This window comes from Flavobacterium sp. 2755 (genome assembly GCF_031455715.1).
In the GTDB taxonomy this organism is placed as follows: Bacteria; Bacteroidota; Bacteroidia; order Flavobacteriales; family Flavobacteriaceae; genus Flavobacterium.
On the sequence record NZ_JAVDTG010000003.1, the window covers coordinates 14,797 to 35,936 of the forward strand.

The 21,140-nt window shown below is 31.8% G+C and carries 25 protein-coding genes; 15 read left to right on the forward strand and 10 right to left on the reverse strand.

Features of this window, described 5'->3' with window-relative positions; all coding sequences use genetic code 11:
* Positions 1-28 precede the first annotated feature (28 nt).
* Positions 29-727, forward strand: a complete 699-nt coding sequence (locus J2Y38_RS07310; RefSeq protein ID WP_053473460.1) for a LytTR family DNA-binding domain-containing protein — start codon at positions 29-31, stop codon at positions 725-727.
* Here the strand turns inward: J2Y38_RS07310 and priA are convergent.
* From priA to nadC, 7 genes are all read right to left on the reverse strand, one after another.
* Complete coding sequence (priA, locus tag J2Y38_RS07315; protein WP_309840948.1) at positions 724-3,171, reverse strand: primosomal protein N'; 2,448 nt, start codon at positions 3,169-3,171, stop codon at positions 724-726. The two genes, J2Y38_RS07310 and priA, sit on opposite strands and share 4 nt — an antisense overlap.
* A gap of 46 nt (positions 3,172-3,217) precedes the next feature.
* The gene (locus J2Y38_RS07320; RefSeq protein ID WP_309840949.1) at positions 3,218-3,622 is read right to left on the reverse strand and encodes a type II toxin-antitoxin system VapC family toxin; all 405 of its coding nucleotides are present in this window, start codon (positions 3,620-3,622) and stop codon (positions 3,218-3,220) included.
* Complete coding sequence (locus tag J2Y38_RS07325) at positions 3,622-3,882, reverse strand: hypothetical protein (protein WP_309840950.1); 261 nt, start codon at positions 3,880-3,882, stop codon at positions 3,622-3,624. Before J2Y38_RS07325 ends, J2Y38_RS07320 begins: the two co-directional genes overlap by 1 nt.
* 45 nt (positions 3,883-3,927) lie before the next feature.
* Positions 3,928-4,674 (reverse strand): subclass B1 metallo-beta-lactamase, encoded by a 747-nt coding sequence (gene bla-B1-FLAV, locus J2Y38_RS07330; protein WP_309840952.1) that lies wholly within the window; start codon positions 4,672-4,674, stop codon positions 3,928-3,930.
* Positions 4,675-4,685: 11 nt separating this feature from the next.
* A complete protein-coding gene (locus J2Y38_RS07335) occupies positions 4,686-5,114 on the reverse strand; it encodes a DUF2147 domain-containing protein (RefSeq protein ID WP_309840953.1) in 429 nt (142 codons plus the stop codon).
* Position 5,115: 1 nt separating this feature from the next.
* Positions 5,116-6,039 carry a YihY/virulence factor BrkB family protein gene (locus tag J2Y38_RS07340; RefSeq protein WP_309840954.1) on the reverse strand — a complete coding sequence of 308 codons (924 nt, stop codon included), beginning with the start codon at positions 6,037-6,039 and terminating at the stop codon, positions 5,116-5,118.
* 119 nt (positions 6,040-6,158) lie between these two features.
* Positions 6,159-7,016: a carboxylating nicotinate-nucleotide diphosphorylase gene (nadC, locus tag J2Y38_RS07345; RefSeq protein WP_309840955.1), complete on the reverse strand. Its 858-nt coding sequence runs from the start codon at positions 7,014-7,016 to the stop codon at positions 6,159-6,161.
* Positions 7,017-7,278: 262 nt separating this feature from the next.
* On the opposite strand from nadC, the gene J2Y38_RS07350 reads away from it, so the two are divergent.
* The 8 genes from J2Y38_RS07350 to rlmH all read left to right on the forward strand — a co-directional run bounded on the left by J2Y38_RS07350 (position 7,279) and on the right by rlmH (position 13,204).
* The gene (locus J2Y38_RS07350; protein WP_309840956.1) at positions 7,279-8,379 is read left to right on the forward strand and encodes a DNA alkylation repair protein; all 1,101 of its coding nucleotides are present in this window, start codon (positions 7,279-7,281) and stop codon (positions 8,377-8,379) included.
* A 19-nt stretch (positions 8,380-8,398) separates the two neighbouring features.
* On the forward strand, positions 8,399-8,764 hold the full coding sequence (locus J2Y38_RS07355; RefSeq protein WP_309840957.1) for a hypothetical protein: 366 nt from the start codon (positions 8,399-8,401) through the stop codon (positions 8,762-8,764).
* Between the two features lie 191 nt (positions 8,765-8,955).
* The gene (locus J2Y38_RS07360; RefSeq protein ID WP_309840958.1) at positions 8,956-9,837 is read left to right on the forward strand and encodes a pirin family protein; all 882 of its coding nucleotides are present in this window, start codon (positions 8,956-8,958) and stop codon (positions 9,835-9,837) included.
* Between the two features lie 2 nt (positions 9,838-9,839).
* A complete protein-coding gene (locus tag J2Y38_RS07365; protein ID WP_309840959.1) occupies positions 9,840-10,235 on the forward strand; it encodes an OsmC family protein in 396 nt (131 codons plus the stop codon).
* A 2-nt stretch (positions 10,236-10,237) separates the two neighbouring features.
* Positions 10,238-10,519, forward strand: coding sequence for a GNAT family N-acetyltransferase (locus J2Y38_RS07370; RefSeq protein WP_116753722.1), 282 nt, complete (start codon positions 10,238-10,240; stop codon positions 10,517-10,519).
* Between the two features lie 254 nt (positions 10,520-10,773).
* Positions 10,774-12,189, forward strand: coding sequence for an adenosine deaminase (locus J2Y38_RS07375; protein ID WP_309840960.1), 1,416 nt, complete (start codon positions 10,774-10,776; stop codon positions 12,187-12,189).
* A 142-nt stretch (positions 12,190-12,331) separates the two neighbouring features.
* Positions 12,332-12,634, forward strand: coding sequence for an antibiotic biosynthesis monooxygenase (locus J2Y38_RS07380; RefSeq protein WP_309840961.1), 303 nt, complete (start codon positions 12,332-12,334; stop codon positions 12,632-12,634).
* A gap of 96 nt (positions 12,635-12,730) precedes the next feature.
* Positions 12,731-13,204 (forward strand): 23S rRNA (pseudouridine(1915)-N(3))-methyltransferase RlmH, encoded by a 474-nt coding sequence (rlmH, locus tag J2Y38_RS07385; protein WP_053473473.1) that lies wholly within the window; start codon positions 12,731-12,733, stop codon positions 13,202-13,204.
* Between the two features lie 37 nt (positions 13,205-13,241).
* Here rlmH and J2Y38_RS07390 read toward each other — a convergent pair whose 3' ends face one another.
* Genes J2Y38_RS07390 through folP form a run of 3 tightly spaced genes read right to left on the reverse strand, consistent with a single transcriptional unit; the run spans position 13,242 to position 15,199 of the window.
* Entirely contained in the window at positions 13,242-13,874 is a 633-nt protein-coding gene (locus tag J2Y38_RS07390) for a hypothetical protein (protein WP_309840962.1), read from the reverse strand.
* 6 nt (positions 13,875-13,880) lie between these two features.
* A complete protein-coding gene (locus J2Y38_RS07395) occupies positions 13,881-14,348 on the reverse strand; it encodes a hypothetical protein (protein WP_309840963.1) in 468 nt (155 codons plus the stop codon).
* 29 nt (positions 14,349-14,377) lie between these two features.
* Positions 14,378-15,199 (reverse strand): dihydropteroate synthase, encoded by an 822-nt coding sequence (folP, locus tag J2Y38_RS07400; protein ID WP_309840964.1) that lies wholly within the window; start codon positions 15,197-15,199, stop codon positions 14,378-14,380.
* A 218-nt stretch (positions 15,200-15,417) separates the two neighbouring features.
* Here folP and J2Y38_RS07405 point away from each other — a divergent pair, with 218 nt between their 5' ends.
* The 6 genes from J2Y38_RS07405 to tpiA all read left to right on the forward strand — a co-directional run bounded on the left by J2Y38_RS07405 (position 15,418) and on the right by tpiA (position 21,104).
* Positions 15,418-15,957 (forward strand): DUF1599 domain-containing protein, encoded by a 540-nt coding sequence (locus tag J2Y38_RS07405; RefSeq protein WP_253785730.1) that lies wholly within the window; start codon positions 15,418-15,420, stop codon positions 15,955-15,957.
* An 81-nt stretch (positions 15,958-16,038) separates the two neighbouring features.
* Entirely contained in the window at positions 16,039-17,160 is a 1,122-nt protein-coding gene (locus J2Y38_RS07410) for a BT_3928 family protein (RefSeq protein ID WP_309840965.1), read from the forward strand.
* A 180-nt stretch (positions 17,161-17,340) separates the two neighbouring features.
* Entirely contained in the window at positions 17,341-18,738 is a 1,398-nt protein-coding gene (locus tag J2Y38_RS07415) for a hypothetical protein (protein ID WP_309840967.1), read from the forward strand.
* 80 nt (positions 18,739-18,818) lie between these two features.
* The gene (locus J2Y38_RS07420) at positions 18,819-19,487 is read left to right on the forward strand and encodes an alpha/beta hydrolase (RefSeq protein ID WP_309840968.1); all 669 of its coding nucleotides are present in this window, start codon (positions 18,819-18,821) and stop codon (positions 19,485-19,487) included.
* 306 nt (positions 19,488-19,793) lie between these two features.
* On the forward strand, positions 19,794-20,294 hold the full coding sequence (locus J2Y38_RS07425; protein WP_309840969.1) for a TlpA disulfide reductase family protein: 501 nt from the start codon (positions 19,794-19,796) through the stop codon (positions 20,292-20,294).
* A 57-nt stretch (positions 20,295-20,351) separates the two neighbouring features.
* Positions 20,352-21,104, forward strand: a complete 753-nt coding sequence (gene tpiA / locus J2Y38_RS07430; RefSeq protein WP_053473482.1) for a triose-phosphate isomerase — start codon at positions 20,352-20,354, stop codon at positions 21,102-21,104.
* The last annotated feature ends 36 nt before the right edge of the window (positions 21,105-21,140 follow it).

Genomic DNA, 21,140 nt, shown 5'->3' on the forward strand with positions numbered 1-21,140 from the left:
TCCTGAATTTATTCTAAATTTAAATGTTATGAAACTAAACTGTGTTGTTGTGGATGATAGTTCTATACAAAGGACAATTATTGCAAAATTAGTTAATAATCACCCAGGTTTGCACTTAATCGGGGATTTTTCTAATGCAATAGAAGCAAAAAGTTGTATCTCATTAAATAATATCGACTTAATTTTTCTTGATATAGAAATGCCTGTCATTAATGGCTTTGATTTTCTTGATGGTTTAAAATCTAAACCACAAATTATATTTATCACATCTAAAGCTGAATATGCACTAAAAGCTTTTGATTATGATGCCACTGATTATCTGCAAAAACCAATCGCCGTAGACCGTTTTAATGCTTCTGTAAAAAGAGCAATTGATATGCATTTACTTAAAAAAGAAGTCAAAGAAGAAGAAGGCGAACATATTTTTATTAAAAGCAACCTTAAAAAGCTTAAAATATTTACAGCTAAAATCAAATGGATTGAAGCTTTTGGAGATTACGTAAGAGTGGTTACTGAAGACGACAGCAATCTGGTGCTTTCGACAATGAAATCTTTTGAAAATGATTTATCAAAAGACAAATTCATTCGTGTACACAAATCGTATATCATTAATATTGATAAGGTAGAACGCTTTAATAGTAAATTTGCAGAAATCGGAATTACGAAAATTCCGCTTAGTCGAAACAAAAAAGAAGATTTAGTAAAAGCATTGTCGACATCTAATTAATAGAAATCGACATTTACAACAACTTTTATAGCTCTGTACTGAGGAACCGCTTCAAAACTATTCAACATTTTCTGAATAGTTTTTTTTGTGTTTCCTAAATGCAGGTTCTGCGGAATCTTAATTAATATAGTCCTTATATATTCATTTCGAATTCTGCTGATAGCCGGTTCTTCCGGACCCAAAACCGGCATATTCAGGTTTTGGCTTAAAACCTGATACAGCCACATCGAACCTTCTTTCAATTTCTCAAATTCACGATGTTTTATCGTTAGTTTAATAATCCTGAAATACGGCGGATATTTATAAATTTGTCTGTCATACAATTGCTCCTTATACATACCTATATAATTATGGTTTGTAACCTGCTGAATTGTATTATGATCTGGGTTATAAGTCTGAATCACAACTTTACCTTGTTTTTCTGATCTTCCGGCTCTTCCAGCAACTTGTGTCATCATTTGAAAACTGCGCTCAAAAGCCCTGAAATCAGGATGATGCAGCATATTATCGGCATTCATGATTCCGACTAAACTAACATTATCAAAATCCAAACCTTTGGCTAACATTTGTGTTCCAACCAAAATATCGATTTCCCGATTTTTAAAGGTATCGATAATCTTTTCAAAACCAAATTTGCCACGGGTTGTATCCTGATCCATTCTAGCCGTTTTGGCTTTGGGAAAAAGCGATAACAACTCCTGCTCTATTTGTTCTGTTCCAAAACCTTTAGTCGTTAAATCAATACTGGAACAGCTGTGACAATGCGTTGGTTTTGCAATCGAATATCCACAATAATGGCAGCGCAATTGATTTTTAAATTTATGAAAAGTCAAACTCACATCGCATTGCTGACAATGTGGTACGTGTCCGCATGTGAGACATTCTATTATAGGAGAATATCCTCTTCTATTTTGAAACAAAATCACTTGTTCGCCCAAAGACAAAGCTTCGGCCATTTCTTCTATTAAAACATCACTAAAATGCCCCGTCATTCGTTTTCTGAAATGCTTGTCTTTTAAGTCAACCAAAACAACTTCTGGCATTCGAACGTTTTTATAACGTTCTGTAAGCGTAACCAAACCGTATTTTTCGCTCTGCGTATTAAAATAGGTTTCAATACTTGGCGTTGCAGAACCTAAAAGTACTTTTGCATTATGAAAATTTGCCAGAACAATTGCCGCATCTCTGGCGTGATATCTCGGCGCAGGATCTGTCTGTTTAAAAGTCTGTTCGTGTTCTTCATCCACAATCAATAAACCTAAATCATTGAAAGGTAAAAACAATGCCGACCTCGCTCCTATTACAATTTGTGCTTTTTCTGAATTTTCGAGTGTTTGTTTCCAAACCTCAACTCTTTCATTATTACTATATTTAGAATGAAAAACAGCTACTTTATCTCCAAAATGAAGTCGTAAACGAGAAACCAATTGTGTTGTAAGCGCAATTTCCGGAAGCAGATACAAAACCTGTCTTCCTGTTTGCAGATATTCTTCGATTAATTTAATATAGATTTCAGTTTTTCCGCTTGAAGTTACGCCGTGAAGCAAGCAGACTTCTTTTTCAGAAAAACTCTCTTTTATAGCGGTAAAAGCATTTTGCTGCGCTTCACTTAACTGTAATTCTTTATCTGTTTTTTCTCCGTTAAATAAAATACGGTCTTGCTGTAAATAATATTCTTCGAAGATTTCATTCTTAATCAAAGTTTTTACAACTGCTGAAGTTGAGCCTGAAACCTCAACCAGTTTATTAACTGTTATAGGCTTTTTTTCTGAAGCACTTATTTGAAAATAAGCCAAAACAATTTCTTTTTGCTTATCACTTCTCAAAATATCCAGCAAATTCATCAAACCTTGATCTGTTTCGTACTGTGAATGTAATTTCACATACCGAACCAGTTTTGGTTTATAGCTTTCTTTTATTTCTTCTTCTAAAACAATAATATCTTTTGCTATTAATTTTTGAAGAATAGGCAGAATATTTTTTCTATTTAAGATTGAAGCAATTTCCTGAACCTTAAGCGAACTTTGATGCTGCAGTGCTTCATAAACCAAAAATTCATCATCAGAAAGTTCAGAATCATTGACAACAACTTCTGGTTTATGCGAAACAATAGTTTCACTTTCTAATAATAATCCGGTTGGGAACGCTCCGCGATACACATCGCCAATACCGCACATATAATAATTAGCAACCCAAAGCCAGTGCTTAATCTGTATTTCGGTTGCAATTGGTTTTTCATCTAAAATTTGATGAATTTCTTTGGCGTCATATAAAGTGGGCGCATTTTCATGTATATCTAATACCAGTGCAGTATAAATTTTGCTTTTACCAAAAGGCACCGCCACACGCATTCCTTTCTTAATAAAATGGAATTCGGCCTCAGAAACACGATATGTAAAGGTTTTTGCTAAGGAAAGAGGTAAAATAACTTCGATAAAAAACATGCAGATATTTTAATAAAGATTGAAGAATGAATTTGAGCAAAAATATTTAATTTCTTTCAAACCAGTTCTCCATTTGAATTCCGTCTAAAAGCTTAAAATCTTTAGTATTATCAGTAACCAAAATCAATTGATTCTCGATTGCAGTTACTCCAATTAAAAGATCAAATTCATCATTAATAGGTTTTCCAATTTTTCTAAGTCTAACTTTCTCAATTGCATATCTCTTAATTGATCCAAAAATTGGCAATATAGTTAATCCTTTTAGGAAAATATCGACAGCTTTATTAGATTTTACAGGATCATCACTGTTTTCAGCGCCAAAACGAAGTTCTGCAACCGTTATTTCAGAAATATAACAGTTTTCTAAACCTACTTGTTTCACCGTTCTATCAAGATTAAGTTTTCCTCTCAGAAAGAAAACACAAATACTTGTATCTAGTAAATATCCCATTAAAATTTAATTTCCTTATTCTTAAAGTTTCTATTAGCTTTTATATCAGAAACAATTTCTTCTGCAGATTTTTCAGATGAAAAAGCTCCAAAAGATTTATAGAAACTATTTTCTTTTGATTTATTACTTTTAATAGACTTTGTTAATCGCTCTATAAGTTCAATTTTATTTGAAAAACTAAGTCCTTCAAATAAATTTGAGTAGGTTTCCAATATATTTTTATCCGTTACAGTCATATCTTCTTTTATTAGTTCAAACAAAATTAAACTATTTTTTAACTACAATCTGAATTTAATAATTATCAGTTACTTTTTTCCTGAAGATTTTTGAGTCAAATACTCATCAACCAATTTCAAAGTATGATTTAAAGATTCTGTATTAGTCCAGTCTTCATGACCCGGAATAATATATTTTGGATTCTTAAATTTTGCCTTCACTTTTCCAATCGATTTTTTCCATTCTTTTACGTCAGAATCTGCTAAATAACCAAGGTCTTTAGCATCGGCACTTTTTATAAAACAAGCTCCATAAAGTACTTTTTCTTTATCAAACCAAACTACAATATTGTCGGACGCATGGCCTTTTCCCGGATAATAAACCTCAAAAGTATGCTGCCCAACTGTAAAAAACTTATCATTTGGAATTATAAATTCTGCTCTCGGTTTATTTTCTTTTTTAAGAATATCATCCGTTAACTTAATCGAATATGTTTTGATTCCTTTTTTTCTATAAAATTCAAATCCTCCCGCACGATCATCGTGAGAATGTGTCGCAAAAAGCATAATTACCTCTTTATTATGCTTTGCTTTTATACTATCTAACAAAGGCTGAAACTGAGTTTCGTCCCAAGGCGCATCAAACAACACAACGCCTTTATCTGTAACCAGATACATGGCATTGGCAGAAATCAACGTTCCATTGTAATCATGAAATGTTTTATAAACATAAAAGTCACCTGTAAGATGACTTATTGGTAATGGCGAATTCTTCTTTTGTCCAAAACTATTTAAGGTTATGACTAAGAATAAAACTATTGAAGCTAATTTTCGCATTTAATTTTGAATTAGTTTTTTACGCGTGTCCAGTATTGTGTTCTTCCCATAATAGAAATACCAACATAACCGCGAAGTTTTAATTTATCTGCAGATTCTAAAGAGATATAACATTTGTATTTTTTACCGCTTGTTGGGTCTAAAATTGTTCCTCCGTTATATTCTGAACCGTCTTTTTTAAGACCGTTTATAATGGTCATACCTAAAATTGGTTTGTTTTTTTCGGCGCCTTCACACTTTACACAAACGTCTTTTTTATGATTCTCGCGAAGTATTTCTGTAATCTTCCCGTAAATTTTTCCTGATTTTTCGTAAATCTCAACTACAGATTTAGCTTCTCCCGTTTCATCATCTATGGTCTTCCATTTTCCTATAACGCTTTGAGCCTGAATACTCATTGCAAAGAAAAACACACCAATCGTTAACATCCAATTTTTCATATTATTTATTTTTTTTTTGTTTTAATTTTCTGATAGAAGCATTCAATTCGAAGCCTAAAAGCAGAATCATACAGTTTATCCAAATATAAAACATTAGAATTAATAATGTTCCAATAGAACCATAAAGTTCGTTGTATTTTGAAAATTTTATAACCCAAATCCCAAAAAAGAACGAAGATATAACAATTAGTATCGTTGTAAAAACAGATCCAATGCTTATAAAAGGCACTTTATTGTACTGTTTTGTACCATAACGTAATAATATTGAAGATGTTATCAAAATCATTAAAACAACGAATAAATATCGTCCTAAAATTATGAGCGGAATACGGTCACTCAATACATCCTGAATGATTGTTTTTTGAATAAAAACCTCAAAAACGACAATTGTAGCCACTGTTACAAACAATATAATGGTCATAACAAGCGAAATTGCCAATGCCACTAGATATTGACTAAAAAATCCGCGTTTGTCAAATACGTGTTTAGACGACTCAAAACCGCTTAAAATTCCGTTAATACCATTGGCCATCAAGAAAATAGAAAGCAAAAATCCCGAAGATAATAAGCCTGAATGACTATTATTTAAGATATCGCTGATAATTTTACTAATCGCATCATAGGTATTTGGAGGAACGCCTTGCTGAACAAACTGCAGGAAATCATTTTGAAAATTATCTATAGGAATAAACGGAATTAAGTTTAAAATAAATAAGGCAAAAGGAAACAAAGCCATAAAAAAGCTAAAAGAAACCGCACTTGCATGATACGAAAAAGCACCTTCAAGAATTCCCAAAGTGTACATTTCGAGTAAATCATACAAAGAAAATCCCTCTAACCAAGGGAGTTTTATTCTTTTAAAAAGTCGGGCCACATTGCGTATTACAGGCAGTTTTTCAATCCGCTCTTCTATCTCTTTCGACATATTTTTTTTTGATTTTAGATTTTAGAGTTCAGATTTTAGATTTTAGATTTTAGATTTATTTATAATCAATTGTTTTCAAAACCAAACTCATAACTTATAACTCAAAATTCATAACTTCATTAAAAAGCTTTTAAGCTCAAATCCATATTGTAAACAGAATGCGTTAAAGCGCCAGATGAAATATAATTTACGCCGCATAAAGCATATTCGCGAACTGTTTTTTCGCTAATATTTCCTGAAGATTCTGTCTGGCATTTTGTACCAATCAAATTTACTGCCGTTTTTGTATCTTCATAATTGAAATTATCAATCAGGATCCTGTGAACGCCGTCACTCAGTAAAATCTCTCTAATTTCATCCAGATTACGAGCCTCTACAATGATTTTTAAGTCCAGATTATTCTCTTTTAAATACTCTTTAGTTTTTGAAATAGCACGTGTTATTCCGCCCGCAAAATCAATATGATTATCTTTTAGCATAACCATATCATAAAGGGCAAAACGGTGATTTTCGCCTCCGCCTATTTTTACAGCCCATTTTTCGGCAACTCTGAAATTTGGCGTTGTTTTACGTGTATCTAATATTTTAGCATTTGTTCCTTCTAAAAGCTTCATCAAATGATTTGTTTTTGTCGCAATGGCAGACATACGCTGCATGGTGTTCAAAACTACTCTTTCGGCTTTTAAAATAGACTGTGAGCTTCCTGAAACTTCAAAAACAACTTCTCCGTATTCTACATGTGTTCCGTCTTCAATAAAAGTTTTTACTTTTAGCTTAGGGTCTACATGTTCAAATATCATTTTGGCAGCTTCAACACCGGCAATTATTCCCTGATCTTTTACCAATAATTTTGCCTGACCATGTGCAGTATCCGGAATACAGGCAAGTGAACTGTAATCGCCCGGTCCAACATCTTCTCTAATGGCATTACTTATCAAAAGTTGCAATTCTGCTTGAAATTGAGCTTCGCTTATCATTTTTATAATTTTAATAATATGCTAAATTAGGACTTATTTTATGGATTTAAAAGTTTCCTTTCTGCTAAAAGTTTCTTATTAACTATTTTTTATGAGCCACAGATTATTAAGATTAAAATGATTTCAAAAAATCTGTGCTAATCTTTTAATCTGGGGCATAAATCTTTATCAAGAATATCTAAAGTCCATATTTTTTCAAGCAAAATCTCCCTCAACAATTCAAAAACATTAAATATCTTTGAGGTTCAATCAAGCAAAATTTATGGGATTAATTAAAGATATTTACTCGGTTTATTTTTACGAAAAATTTGGTCAGGCTGTCGCCGAAGTACATCCGGCATTCAACAAACAAAAATTTATTGAGACAATTTACGAAGGTGATTTTGCTCAAAAAGAATGGAAAGAAAGAATGAAACATACCACCGTTGTGTTTCATCAATTTATGCCTCAAAACTTTCCCGAAGCCGTTTCCCTAATTGACAAAATCATCAAAAATCTAAAGAAAAACAATTTTGCAGACAGCAATCTGGCTTTCATTTTTTTTGCCGATTATATCGAAATGTACGGTTTAGACGATTTTAAAACTTCGGCGAAAGCCTTTGTTTCTATAACACAATTTATAAGCTGTGAATTTGCCGTTCGTCCTTTTATTTTAAAATATAAAGAACAAATGATCGACGAAATGACAAAATGGTCTCTGCACGAAAATCACCATGTTAGAAGATTATCCAGCGAAGGTTCACGCCCAAGATTACCATGGGCTATGGCGATTCCGTTTCTTAAAAAAGATCCTTCTTCTATTCTTCCAATATTAGAAAATCTAAAAAATGATCCTTCAGAATATGTGCGTAGAAGTGTTGCCAATAACTTAAATGATATTGCAAAAGATAATCCGCAAATTGTGTTAGAAATCGCCAATAAATGGAAAGGACACAGCAAGGAAACGGATGGAATTATAAAACACGGAAGCCGAACTTTATTAAAACAAGGTCATCCTGAAATTTTAGGTCATTATGGTTTAGAAAGCACCAATATTGAGCTTTCTTCATTTGAAATTAAAACGCCTATTGTAAAAATTGGAGATTATTTACAGTTTCAATTTCATTTAAATAATAAAAACGAAGAACCAAAAACAATTCGTTTAGAATACGCAGTTCATTATAAAAAAGCAAAAGGACATTTGGCGAAAAAAGTCTTCAAAATCAGTGAGAAAATTTATCAGCCGAATCAATTAACCAAAATCGAAAGAAATCAATCTTTTAAACTGATTACAACGAGAGTTTTTCATACTGGAGCGCATCAGTTGTCGATTATTATTAATGGAACTGAGAGTGAGGTTTTGGAGTTTGAGTTGGTTAAATAACTTTTATAAAAAAATATTCATGTTGTATACAAGAAAATTAATATTTAAGCTGAGTTTTTTATTTTGCTTACTTCTTTCCTTTTTTATTTTCAGTTTTCAAACTAAAAATGAAGAGGTATTAATCGTTTCCTATTCTGCTATAAGCTGTCCTTGTGCTCAATGGAAAATCGAGAATAAAAACAATACCTCAAATATTTATCTTGAGAGAGTAAATAGTAAACTATTAGATGCTAATCATATTTGGGATGGAAAAACTTTACCTTTAAAATTAAAAATAAAAGGATATTTTAAAAAAGAACCAGGAATTCCTAAAGACTTTACAACAAAAGGAGATCCAAAGCCTGCAAAAATATTTTTATATACAGAAATCAAAGTAATCAAATAAAGATTTTTTTTCAAAGTCCTGATTACAAAAATACATAAACATTCATTTTACGAATCTTATCATTTTAAATCAAAACATAATCAACGATTTTCCTTACTTTTATAAATCTAAAAACAAGTTTTCTTAATCTAAATTAAGTTACAAACAAGCGCAGTTACTCTAATTTTGTTTTCAAATCAAATAAAAATACCATGTCAAATATCAGTTTAATTATCGAAGAACGTGCTGCCAATATTGGCAACTTTATGGTGGGCAGATTATTGCCTTTCCGTGAAAAAAGAGCCGTTGGGCCATTTGTATTTATCGATCATATGGGACCTGCACATTTAAGTGATCACGAAAATATGGATGTTCCTCCACATCCGCACATCGGACTTTCAACGCTTACTTTTTTGTTTGAAGGAAGCATTATGCACCGCGATAGTTTAGGAACAGAATTAGAAATAAAACCAGGTGCCGTAAACTGGATGACAGCCGGAAAAGGAATTGTTCACTCTGAAAGAACTCCTGAATATTTAAGACATTCAGATAAAATGCTTCACGGATTACAGATTTGGGTTGCACTTCCTAAAGAATTAGAACAAATGGATCCGAATTTTGCACATGTTGAAGCAGATGATATTCCGACTTGGGAAGAAGACGGAGTTTCATATAAACTAATTGCCGGTGAAGCTTTTGGTAAAAAATCTCCGGTTCCTGTTTATAGTCCGCTTTATTTTATAGAAATCAAAAGCACTGAAGCTAAAAAAATCAATATTGGTAAGGATTTATTCGGCGAAAGTGGGTTATATATTTTAGAAGGAAGTATCAAAAGCGGAGAACACGTTTATGATCCAAAACAAATTCTAATTACAACTGACAGTACGCTTTGCGAGTTTGAAATTGCCGAAAATTCTACCGTCTATATTTTTGGAGGACAACCATTTCCTGAAGAACATTTCATCTTTTGGAATTTTGTTTCTTCGGACAAAAACCTCATCGAAAAAGCTAAAAAAGACTGGACAGAACAGACTTTCCCAAAAGTTCCGGGCGAAACTGAATTTGTTCCATTACCTGAACCAAGAATCAAATAAATATGGATACAATCTCAGCAAAAATAGATACTCGTTTGTATCGAACGGAAATCACATCAGCAAGCGACAATGTTTTAATTTCTGATGAACCACAGGAGTTGGGCGGAAAAAATTTAGGATTAAATCCAACTGAACTTTTGGCAGCATCATTGGCTTCCTGCACCGTAATTACTTTACGAATGTACATTAATCGTAAACAATGGAACGTTTCTGAAATTAATGTCAAAATTGATTTTGAAAGAGATTCTGAACGAAGTGTATCCGTATTTACCAGAAAAATCGAAGTAATTGGTGAAGTTGACGAAACACAAAAACAACGTTTAGAAACGATTGCTAACAGCTGCCCAATTCACAAAACACTTACACATTCAATAGAAATTAAAACCACATTAATATAATCATGGAAATTCAACAAATTAACGATACAAGAAAAGGATATTTTGAAGCTGTAGAAGATGGTAAAGAAGCCGGAAAAATGACATATACCTGGGCTGGAGATTCAAAATTTATTATCGATCATACCGAAGTAAGTCCAGATTTTAATGGAAAAGGTGTCGGTAAAAAATTAGTAATGGCCGCTGTAGAATATGCCAGAACAAATAATGTAAAAATTATTCCGCTTTGTCCTTTTGCAAAAAGTGTTTTTGATAAGGTCGAGGAAATACGTGATGTGCTTTCTTAAAAAAGATGCTAAGGTTCTGAGTTGCTATCCCGATAGCTATCGGGACTAAGTTTTTTTTAAACTGCAAAGCACACAAAGAATTACGCAAAGTTCGCAAAGTTTTTTAGACAAAGCTTTGCGAACTTTTGCGTTTGCATTAACCTATGTCTGGAATAAAACCTTGCGTTCTTTGCGTTAAAAAAACAACACAAAGAAATTCAATTTTTAAATTTCTCCGAAAAGTCGTATATTTGCATGTAATTTAAACTTAGAGTATGACAAGGATAATTACGCTTTTCTGTATTTTTATAGCACAAATCGGCTTTTCTCAAACTGCTGAAAGTTATTTAGAAAAAATCAGAAATAATGAAGCTCTCTTAACAGCTTTCTTTCAACAAATGCCAAAAGGAGGCGATTTACACCACCATTTTTCAGGATCAGTTTATGCAGAACCGCTTTTAGACAGAGCGATTGCAGAAGACTTTTATTTGAATTTAGAAACGATGGAAGTTTCGAAAACCAAACCTGCAAAAGGAAACTGGCAGACTTTCTCTTCTCTTAGAAACGAAGGAAAACTGGCTCAATACGAGCAGCAAATAATGCAAACCTGGTCGGTTAAAGATTATAATGGCTCTGTACCTTCTGACGATCAGTTTTTTAATTCTTTTCAAAAATTCGAACCTACTATCAAAGGTCATTTTGCAGAAGGAATGCTTGAATTAAAAAAACGCGCCATTGCAGAAAATGTAAGCTATATCGAAACACAATTATCAACGATTCCGTGTGATATGAATGTTTCAGATTTAACTGATTTCAATACAAAATTGCGTCAGGCAGCCAATCAAAAAGATGAAAAAGCGGTTACAAAACTTTTAGATGATTTGTATAAATCGATTCAGAAAAAAAACGCTAAAAAATATGCTGATGATTTCAACAATAATTTCATAGCAAAACTTCACAAAGATTTAAAAATGGACGATGAGCATTTTACAATGCGTTATCAAAACTTTGTGCTGCGTTTTATGGAACCTGTAGATTTATTCAAAAATCTGATTATCGCTTTTATTTCTTCAAGTGAAAGTAAACTTACTGCGGGTGTAAACATCGTTTCTCCAGAGCATGGAGAAAATTCTATGAAGGATTATTGGTTACACATGGAAATGTTTAAATACTGCCACTCTAAATTTCCAGATGTAAAATATACGCTTCACGCCGGAGAATTGACTTTAGGTTTAGTCCAGCCGGAAGATTTAACGTGGCATATTAACGACGCTATTCATATCGCCGGCGCAAATAGAATTGGTCACGGAGTTGATATCGCTTACGAAGCAAACTCATACGATTTATTGAAATATATGTCTAAAAACAACATTCCAATTGAGATCAATTTAGTGAGTAATGAATTCATTTTGAAGGTAAAAGAAAACAGACATCCGTTCACTCTTTACAAAGAATTTAATGTGCCAATTGTAATCAGTACAGACGATGCGGGAATTTTAAGAAGCAATATGACAGAACAATATGTTTTATTAGTTAAAAGATATTCTGACGTTAATTACGAAACAATAAAGAAATACGTTTACAACAGCATTAATTATAGTTTTATCCAAGATGAATCGGTAAAAAAACAACTGATTAAAGATCTTGATAATAGATTTAAAGTTTTTGAAGCGAAGTTTTCTAAAAACTAAAGCTGTATCATCTTTGCGAAATTGCACGCAGATTTTAAACAGATTTAAGCTGATGAACGCAGATTTATTTAAACCAAAATATTAAAAAATAAAATCTGCTTAAATCTGCAAAATCTGCATGAAAAAAAAATATTTATAAAGTATGATTCTAGAAGCCGCATATCTTTTTATAAAACCAGAATTAGCATCTCAATTTGAAGCTGATTTTGCAAAAGCAAGCCAATATATTTCGTCTATTGAAGGTTATTTAGGACATCGATTAGAGAAATGTCTGGAAGTCGAAAACAAATATCTTTTGTTAGTCGATTGGAATACACTTGAAGATCACACAGTAGGTTTTAGAACTTCTGAAGCTTATCTGGAATGGAAAAACATTCTGCATCATTATTATGAACCGTTTCCTGTTGTAGAACATTTTGAAACCGTTTTTGAGAATAAAAAATAGAGCCTGCAGATTTTACAGATTCAACGGATTTACACTGAATTAATTTTAAAAAATTCGTGCCAATTCGTGTAATTTGTGGCAAAAAAACTTTACCCAATGAATATCAAACTCATCGCCATTGGCAAAACAGATAATAAATCGCTTCAAACTTTGATTGACGATTATACCAAACGTTTGTCGTTCTACATCAAATTTGATTTAGAGATTATTCCCGATATCAAAAACGTAAAAAACTTATCTGAAAGTCAACAAAAAGAAAAAGAAGGCGAATTGATTCTGTCGAAACTTTCGCCAACGGATCAATTGATTTTATTGGATGAAAATGGGAAAAACTTCTCAAGCGTTGGTTTTTCAGAAGAATTACAAAAGAAAATGAATTCAGGAATCAAAACTTTGGTTTTCGTAATTGGCGGCCCTTATGGATTCTCTGATACGGTTTACAGTAAAGCGCAGGGAAAAGTTTCGCTTTCGCTGATGACGTTTTCGCATCAAATGGTTCGTTTGTTTTTTATCGAACAATTGTATCGCGGATTTACGATTTTACGTAATGAACCTTATCATCACCAATAAAATTAGTATTCAGTCACATTTTTCAGTGCTCAGTTTTTTAGTTAATGAACTCTACTGGAAGTTTATCTAGATTGTAAGTTACATGTTTTTGCAGTAGAATTTTATATTGTATATATTCTTCATAACTCATGTTCTTATCGAAGAAAAACACCAAATCTGGCACTCTTTCAAATTTTATAGTGTAGAAACGTTGTAGTATTTCTGAAACTTTTATTTCCTTATTTGCCATGAAAACCTGTTTTTTTCCTTTTCTAAAATAAACAACAAGATTTTCTCTACTTGGTTTTTCCGTTTTATAAAACACTTTCGTGAAAGGCACAAAGGCCAAATTCTTTCCAATTGAATCAGCATAAGAATAATAATTTTCAGCATTTTCATTTTTGTGGGCGCTGTCAGCTCGCTTTTTTTCCTGTAATTTCATTACTTCCGGAATTACTACTTTTAGAGGCAGACGTTTGTCTATATTGAAAATCCAGTTGGTTGAAATTATCGCACTTTTACGGTTTACATCTGCGATTGTGTCTTTTCCATCGGTTTCAAAAAAGATATAAATTGGTGAAAGATCTTGTACGTCTTTTACAATTGTTATGTTTGATTTTGGAAGTAGAACATCTTGTTTTTTTCCGCAGGAGAAAAGTAGAAAAGCAATAATTAGAGTAAAGTATTTCATAATATGTTAATTAGCACCTTTATTGATTTTAGATTTTTCATTTAATAATGAATAATATCTTTTTTCTAATTTCATGTAATCATTTTTCCAATCTTGAACATTTTTTGGAACATTATACTTTGAATAGTTCAAAATTAAAATCTCATCATCTAAATCATCAAAAAAATTCCATTGTTCTATATCTTCATCCTTATTTCCATTCCAAATATTCATTTTGTTTTTATCAATAGCTATGAGAAATTTTTCACCAACATATCTAGTAACTTTCCAATATAAACTAACTTTATCTGCATGATCCAAATTGAGATTTATTTTGAATACTTCATAAAAGTCTACAGGGTCGCCTATTTCCTGCATATATTCATTTTTTGTCCAACTAGGTATATCTCCAAAATGAAATAGAACGTCATTGTTTTCATCTATTTCAACTTTTTGAAGGACATACAAAGTATTTAAAATATTTGGCTTTTCCATAAACTTATTATGAATAAAAATAAACTCTATTAATTCATCTTATTAAACAAAGCCACACATTCCACAGCTTCTTTCACATCATGAACTCTTAAAATTTTTGCACCTTTTGTCAACGCAATTGTATTTAAAAATGTTGTTCCGTTTAAAGCTTCCTGCGGAGTAATATTAAGCGTTTTATAAATCATTGATTTTCTTGAAACTCCAGCTAAAACAGGCAATTCTAAAAGATTAAAAAGCTCCATTTTTTGCATGACTTCATAATTCTGATCTGTTGTTTTGGCAAAGCCAAAACCTGGATCGAGAATCAAATCGTTGATTCCTAAAGCTCTTGCTTTTTTCACTTTTTCAGAAAAATAGAAAAGTATCTCTTTTACAATATCTTCATATTCTGTCAAACTCTGCATTGTCTGCGGATTACCGCGCATGTGCATCATAATATACGGAACGTTGTATTTTGCAATAACATCAAACATTTTATCGTCTAGCTCGCTCGCTGCAATATCATTTATAATCGCTGCACCACTTTCTATGCTCGCTTTTGCAACTTCAGCTCTAAAAGTATCGATTGACAATAAAGCTTTCGGAAAATGCTTTAAAATCAATTCTATGGCAGGAATAATTCGGTCAATTTCTTCTTGTTCCGAAACAAATTCGGCGCTGGGTTTACTTGAATATGCTCCAATATCGATAAATGAAGCACCTTCAGAAAGCATTTTATCTACCTGAGAAATAATTTCATCTTCGTTTTTATATTTTCCTCCATCAAAGAAAGAATTCGGCGTAACATTCAAAATTCCCATAACTTTAGGAATTGATAAATCTATAAGCTCGCCTTTGCAGTTAATTAGCATTTTGTTTCAAGTTTTATTGGTTTCAAGTTTCAAGTTGATACAGATTGCGTAAGTTCGAGAACTTCAAACCTGAAACTTGAAAGATTATTTTTAAGTTTCAAGTTATGACCGTTAACACTTTGTTTAGAAAAAACTTGGAACAAAGGAAACCTTAAACTTGAAACTCTTAAAAAATTATCCTTATTTTTGGAGAAATTTTAGCAAATATACAGCAATAAATGAAGAATACTTCCCTTGAATTTGATAATGTAATTACGGTTTGCCGAACCTTATTTATCAATAAAATGAAAGATTACGGCAGTGCATGGAGAATTTTAAGACTTCCGTCATTGACCGATCAAATTTTCATAAAAGCACAACGAATCAGAAGTTTACAGGAAAATGATGTCCGTAAAGTTGATGAAGATGAAAAAGGAGAATTTATCGGAATCATCAATTATTCTATCATGGCTTTAATTCAGTTAGAATTAGGCGTTGTTGATCAGCCGGATCTGGATGTTGAAAAAGCAACCGAATTATATGATGCTAAAGTGAAGTTAACCAAAGAATTAATGGAAGCTAAAAATCACGATTACGGCGAAGCGTGGCGTGATATGCGTGTAAGTTCTTTAACTGATTTAATTTTGCAAAAGTTACTTCGCGTAAAACAGATTGAAGATAATAAAGGCCTGACTTTAGTTTCTGAAGGAATTGATGCTAATTATCAGGATATGATTAATTACTCAGTTTTTGCCTTGATTTTAAATCCAATCAAATAAATATAAGCCACGAATTTCACGAATCTTCACGAATTAATTTGTGAAAATTCTTGGCAAACATAAATCCCAAATAGATTTCCTATGAAAAACATCATTACTCAATTCTCCCGATTATTTGTCGGTGTATTATTTATCATTTCCGGATTAATAAAACTGAATGACCCAGTTGGTTTCTCTTATAAATTAGCTGAATATTTTAGTGAACCAGTTTTCAATATGCCGTTTTTAGAGCCATTAGCTTTAGGTTTAGCTATTTTTCTGGTAATTTTAGAAGTAGTTTTGGGTGTAATGTTATTGGTTGGGTATAAAGCTAAAACGACAATTTGGGCATTATTGCTTTTAATCGTTTTCTTTACGTTCCTTACCTTCTACTCTGCTTATTTTGATGTGGTAAAAGATTGCGGATGTTTTGGCGACGCTTTACATTTAACACCTTGGCAGTCATTCACAAAAGATGTTGTTTTATTATTCTTTATTTTGATTTTATTCATCAATCAAAAATTAGTAAAACCTTTATTTTCAAATACAGTTACAAATGCAATTACTATAGTAAGCGTTACGTTAAGTGCAATTATGGCGTATTGGGTTTTAAATCATAATCCAATAAAAGATTTCCGTCCATACAAAGTTGGAACTAACATCGAAAAAGGAATGGAAATTCCGGAAGGCGCTCCAAAATCTGTAGTTGAAATGGTGTTTATTTATAAAGTAAACGGAGTTAATAAAGAATTTACAGAGAAAGATTTGATGAATATTCCTGAAGGTGCCGCTTTTGTTGACAGAAAGGACAAAGTGATTACAGAAGGTTACGTTCCGCCAATTCACGATTTCACAATGACAAAAGACGATTCTGACTACAAAGCAGAATTATTAAAACTACCTAAACTTTTGATTTTTGTAACGTATGATCTGGCTTTATCAAATCCTGACGGAATGAAAAAACTAGCAAAAGTTACTGCAGATGCAAAAGCAAAAGGATATAAAGTAATTGCAATGACGGCTTCTGGAGCTGAAGAAATTGCAAAAGCAAAAAAACAATACAATTTAGATGTTGATTTTTATTTCTGCGATGCAACTGCTTTAAAAACTGTTGAAAGAGCAAATCCAAGTATCGTAGTTTTACACAATGGAACTGTAGTTCAAAAAGTACACTACAATGATGTTGATGATTTAAAATTATCTGATGTCGCTTACGGCATTTAAAAATTCCTAATAATATAAATGACGCCAATATTCTATTTTTTAGATATATTGGCGTTTTTTTTTAGCATTAAAAACCAATAAAACCAAATCTAAATAAAAACCTATTTTATAATTATGATGGCAAAATTACTAAAGCTGTTTTTTTCAAATCCTTTTCTTTTTTTATTTATACTATTTTTAATGATCTATACAGGGTATGATTTTTATATTCACAAATCTTCTGGTATACATTTAGTTTCTCTTCAGATTTTGGCATTAATTGCAGGAGTAATTTTTGAAAGCAGAAGAATTTCAAATAAATGGACAACATCCGTTTTTATAGGGATCCTTTCTTTTCTTTTTATATTTTTCCTTGGTTATTTTCTATGCAGCATAGTGGATGAATCAAATTGTAGTCTTGCATTCATCCTGAATAGAAGTCTTGTATTTTGGCCTTTTATATTCTTTGTCTTTTATGTTATTTATTCCCGAATATTTAACGAACGAAATATTACTCCAAAACTAACAGAAGGCATCACATTGTTTCTCTCGATTGCCATGATATATTGGGTAGTTGATAACGGTTTTATCAACTTTGACAACATAATTTCCCAAACCTTAATGGTTATTGGTATTTCATTTTCGTTATTTTCTTTTTTTCATGCTTTTACAAAAACTCATTTAACAGACAGAAACAAATTTATCTTAAGCATCTGGAGTTCAATAATCATGATGTTTTTTGCCATAGATAATCTAAATTCAATTTATGAAAATCGAAATACTGCTAACTCAGATGATATCCTTCAGGGAGTATACGTAACAGTTCAGTATTTTCTTTTAGGAATTTCAAGCATTTATATGATTCAGAATTTCATGATGCTTATTGGTTTCCTGCCAAGATGGAAAAGATTTTTCAATTCAAGATATTTTGAAGAATTCAGAGAACTCAAAGACGAGCATATCGATAGATATTCAGATCAACAGGTGCCGCTAATTCATTCCCTGATTTGTATTGTCCTTATTGGCACAGTCTTCTTTTTAAACTATTATTATCAAACTGTTCCCAAACAATTTTTAATCTGGATATCATTTGTAATTTTCCCTTTTATCATTAGTATTTACAATTATCTTATCGGAAAGAAAAATTATGCTTATCTCCTATTGTTTTTTCTATTTATGTCCTGCCAAAATAAGTACGAAAAAATCGAGAAAATCAATCCTGAAAACATCAAATTGAATGAAGTTGTTTCGGACTTAACTTCGGAACAAATTGAAAAAATAAAAAATATCCATGAGATTTTTGCTGAAGTTGACAAAAGCAGTTTAGAGCAGACTATAACTGATTTTAAAAGAGACAGGCATCCAGAGAACGAAATTAAAATTTGGATGCAGATGGCTGAAGCTTACAAAGGCTACCTCAGCAAAAACAAAAAGAATCTCGAGGAAAAGAGAGAAGTTTTTAAACTGATTTTATCCCGATCTATGATGAGTACTGAAGAAGCGATTAAAAACTCCAATTTAAAATACCTTTCTAAAAAAGAGGCTCAGGAAGTTTTAAGCTTTTATAATGATGCTCCGCAACCGTTGACTGTTGAATAATAAGTTACATAAAAGTAATAACTTAGAATATTTCTTGTTTACATTTATTAAAAACCATTTCTAAAAAACAACCTGATTCTATGAAACAATTTCAAAAATTATTCTTTGCATTTTTATTAGCTTTTCTATTAAACAACACCGCATTTAGCCAGGGAAAAACAATAAATAAAGACCAGCGGTATATTTTCTTTTTTCATAATAAATTTGTTGAAGAAAATGACTTGAATACTCCACATCCTGAATATGGCAAAGCCGAATACAATGAAATTTTAGAATCATTCAGAAAAGATAATTTTATTGTTTTTAGTGAAAAAAGAAAGAAAAATACCAATGCAGCCGATTATGCAGAAAAAGTCGTAAAACAAATCAAAACGCTTTTGAAAAAAGGAGTTTCGCCAAACAAAATAACTGTAATTGGAACTTCAAAAGGTGGTTATATTGCACAATATGTTTCGACTTATTTAGCGAATCCAGATGTTAATTTTGTGTTTATTGGATGTTTTAGAGATGTAGATATTGAAGAAATTCCGGATATTAATTTCTGCGGAAATATTTTAACCATTTATGAAAAATCAGATATTTACGGCGTTTCGGCAATCAGAAGAAAAGAAACTTCCAAACTCAAAATAAATCATTTTAAAGAAGTTGAACTGAACACTAATTTAAAACATGGTTTTTTATACAAAGCTTTAGATGAATGGATTGTTCCATGCAAAAAATGGGCAAATGGAAATTATGATTTGAATTAAAAATCTCAAAAGAAAACATACCAAAGCCTTTAATAATTTAAATTTATTAAAGGCTTTTTTGCTTCAAACCTGACGTTTTTTTACCTCCAAAATCATTCTGTAAACTAAAAATCCCATCATTTTTTTGTCTTCAAAAAAGTAATGTTTAAAAAATCCTGAATTTTACCCTTAACTATTACGATTTCATTCCTGTTTTTCTAACCGAAAAATAACTTTTTGTTAGAAAACAAACGACTCTTCAAATTTTGTTAATCTGTATTTGGCTTTCCAATTGTTTGTTTAACTTTGTTAAAAATCATTTATCACATGAAACAAACGGCACTACTTATTATCGCATTTATAACTTTCTCATGCACACAAGCTCAGAAAACAAGTTTTTCTAAAGAAGCTTTGTCTGAAAAATTATTAACTCTTGAAGGAGATCAAACTTCTTTCAAAAGCATTTTAAAAAAATATAAAGGAAAAACTTTAGTCATTGAAGTGTGGGCTTCATGGTGCGGCGACTGCGTAAAAGCAATGCCAAAAGTTAAGGAGCTACAAGCTAATAATCCAGATGTTTCGTATTTATTTCTATCTGCAGATAAAACAGCTGAAAAATGGAAAATTGGAATTGAAAAACACGAATTAAAAGGCGATCATTTTATGATGAACGACGGTATGAAAGGTGTTTTTGGAAAAGCGATCGACTTAGACTGGATCCCAAGATATATTATCATTGACAAAACGGGAAAAATCGTTCTTTACCGTGCTATCGAAACTGATTTTGATAAAATCAATGAAACTTTAAAAGGTTTAAAACAAGCTTAAACAACACACAAATTACAACAAAAAGCAAAAAATTAAAAAATAACAAAAACTACCAAAATGAGAAAAAAGATTGTTGCAGGAAACTGGAAAATGCATAAAAACGCAGCACAAACTGAAGAATTGTTAAGCGAATTAATCACTAAAATACCAGCACAAACTACTGCACAAGTAATCGTTGCTCCAACATTTGTAAACTTACAAGCTGCTGTTGCAAAAGTAAAAAACACAACTATTGGTGTTGCTGCTCAAAACGTTCACCAGGCTGAAGGCGGAGCTTTTACAGGAGAAATTTCTGCAGATATGTTAACTAGTATTGGGGTTAATACAGTAATTCTAGGTCACTCTGAGCGTAGAGCTATTTTCCACGAAACAGATGCATTAATCGCAAGTAAAGTAGATACAGCTTTAAAACATGATTTAACTGTAATTTTCTGTTTTGGAGAAGAATTAAAAGATCGTCAATCAGGAAATCATTTCAATATTGTTGAAAACCAATTACGTGACGGAATTTTCCACATTGCAAAAGAATCTTGGGCAAAAGTTGTTTTAGCTTATGAGCCAGTTTGGGCAATTGGAACTGGAGAAACTGCTTCGCCAGAACAGGCACAGGAAATGCACGAATTTATCAGAGAAACGATCCGTAAAGCTTTTGGAGCTGAAATTGCTGATGAAGTTTCTATTTTATACGGTGGTTCTGTAAAACCAGACAACGCTAAAGAAATTTTCTCTAAACCAGACGTTGACGGTGGTTTAATTGGAGGAGCTGCTTTAAAAGCAGATGATTTCTTAGCAATTGTAACGGCTATCTAAATTTATTTTTTAGCCACAGATTAAAATGATTTACAC

Bases quoted from the DNA above. Each gene is read 5' to 3' on its own strand.
- J2Y38_RS07310 (WP_053473460.1), top strand. From the start codon at position 29: ATGAAACTAAACTGTGTTGTTGTGGATGATAGTTCTATACAAAGGACA.
- priA (WP_309840948.1), bottom strand. From the start codon at position 3,171: ATGTTTTTTATCGAAGTTATTTTACCTCTTTCCTTAGCAAAAACCTTT.
- J2Y38_RS07320 (WP_309840949.1), bottom strand. From the start codon at position 3,622: ATGGGATATTTACTAGATACAAGTATTTGTGTTTTCTTTCTGAGAGGA.
- bla-B1-FLAV (WP_309840952.1), bottom strand. From the start codon at position 4,674: ATGCGAAAATTAGCTTCAATAGTTTTATTCTTAGTCATAACCTTAAAT.
- J2Y38_RS07335 (WP_309840953.1), bottom strand. From the start codon at position 5,114: ATGAAAAATTGGATGTTAACGATTGGTGTGTTTTTCTTTGCAATGAGT.
- J2Y38_RS07340 (WP_309840954.1), bottom strand. From the start codon at position 6,039: ATGTCGAAAGAGATAGAAGAGCGGATTGAAAAACTGCCTGTAATACGC.
- nadC (WP_309840955.1), bottom strand. From the start codon at position 7,016: ATGATAAGCGAAGCTCAATTTCAAGCAGAATTGCAACTTTTGATAAGT.
- J2Y38_RS07350 (WP_309840956.1), top strand. From the start codon at position 7,279: ATGGGATTAATTAAAGATATTTACTCGGTTTATTTTTACGAAAAATTT.
- J2Y38_RS07355 (WP_309840957.1), top strand. From the start codon at position 8,399: ATGTTGTATACAAGAAAATTAATATTTAAGCTGAGTTTTTTATTTTGC.
- J2Y38_RS07360 (WP_309840958.1), top strand. From the start codon at position 8,956: ATGTCAAATATCAGTTTAATTATCGAAGAACGTGCTGCCAATATTGGC.
- J2Y38_RS07365 (WP_309840959.1), top strand. From the start codon at position 9,840: ATGGATACAATCTCAGCAAAAATAGATACTCGTTTGTATCGAACGGAA.
- J2Y38_RS07370 (WP_116753722.1), top strand. From the start codon at position 10,238: ATGGAAATTCAACAAATTAACGATACAAGAAAAGGATATTTTGAAGCT.
- J2Y38_RS07375 (WP_309840960.1), top strand. From the start codon at position 10,774: ATGACAAGGATAATTACGCTTTTCTGTATTTTTATAGCACAAATCGGC.
- J2Y38_RS07380 (WP_309840961.1), top strand. From the start codon at position 12,332: ATGATTCTAGAAGCCGCATATCTTTTTATAAAACCAGAATTAGCATCT.
- rlmH (WP_053473473.1), top strand. From the start codon at position 12,731: ATGAATATCAAACTCATCGCCATTGGCAAAACAGATAATAAATCGCTT.
- J2Y38_RS07390 (WP_309840962.1), bottom strand. From the start codon at position 13,874: ATGAAATACTTTACTCTAATTATTGCTTTTCTACTTTTCTCCTGCGGA.
- J2Y38_RS07395 (WP_309840963.1), bottom strand. From the start codon at position 14,348: ATGGAAAAGCCAAATATTTTAAATACTTTGTATGTCCTTCAAAAAGTT.
- folP (WP_309840964.1), bottom strand. From the start codon at position 15,199: ATGCTAATTAACTGCAAAGGCGAGCTTATAGATTTATCAATTCCTAAA.
- J2Y38_RS07405 (WP_253785730.1), top strand. From the start codon at position 15,418: ATGAAGAATACTTCCCTTGAATTTGATAATGTAATTACGGTTTGCCGA.
- J2Y38_RS07410 (WP_309840965.1), top strand. From the start codon at position 16,039: ATGAAAAACATCATTACTCAATTCTCCCGATTATTTGTCGGTGTATTA.
- J2Y38_RS07415 (WP_309840967.1), top strand. From the start codon at position 17,341: ATGATCTATACAGGGTATGATTTTTATATTCACAAATCTTCTGGTATA.
- J2Y38_RS07420 (WP_309840968.1), top strand. From the start codon at position 18,819: ATGAAACAATTTCAAAAATTATTCTTTGCATTTTTATTAGCTTTTCTA.
- J2Y38_RS07425 (WP_309840969.1), top strand. From the start codon at position 19,794: ATGAAACAAACGGCACTACTTATTATCGCATTTATAACTTTCTCATGC.
- tpiA (WP_053473482.1), top strand. From the start codon at position 20,352: ATGAGAAAAAAGATTGTTGCAGGAAACTGGAAAATGCATAAAAACGCA.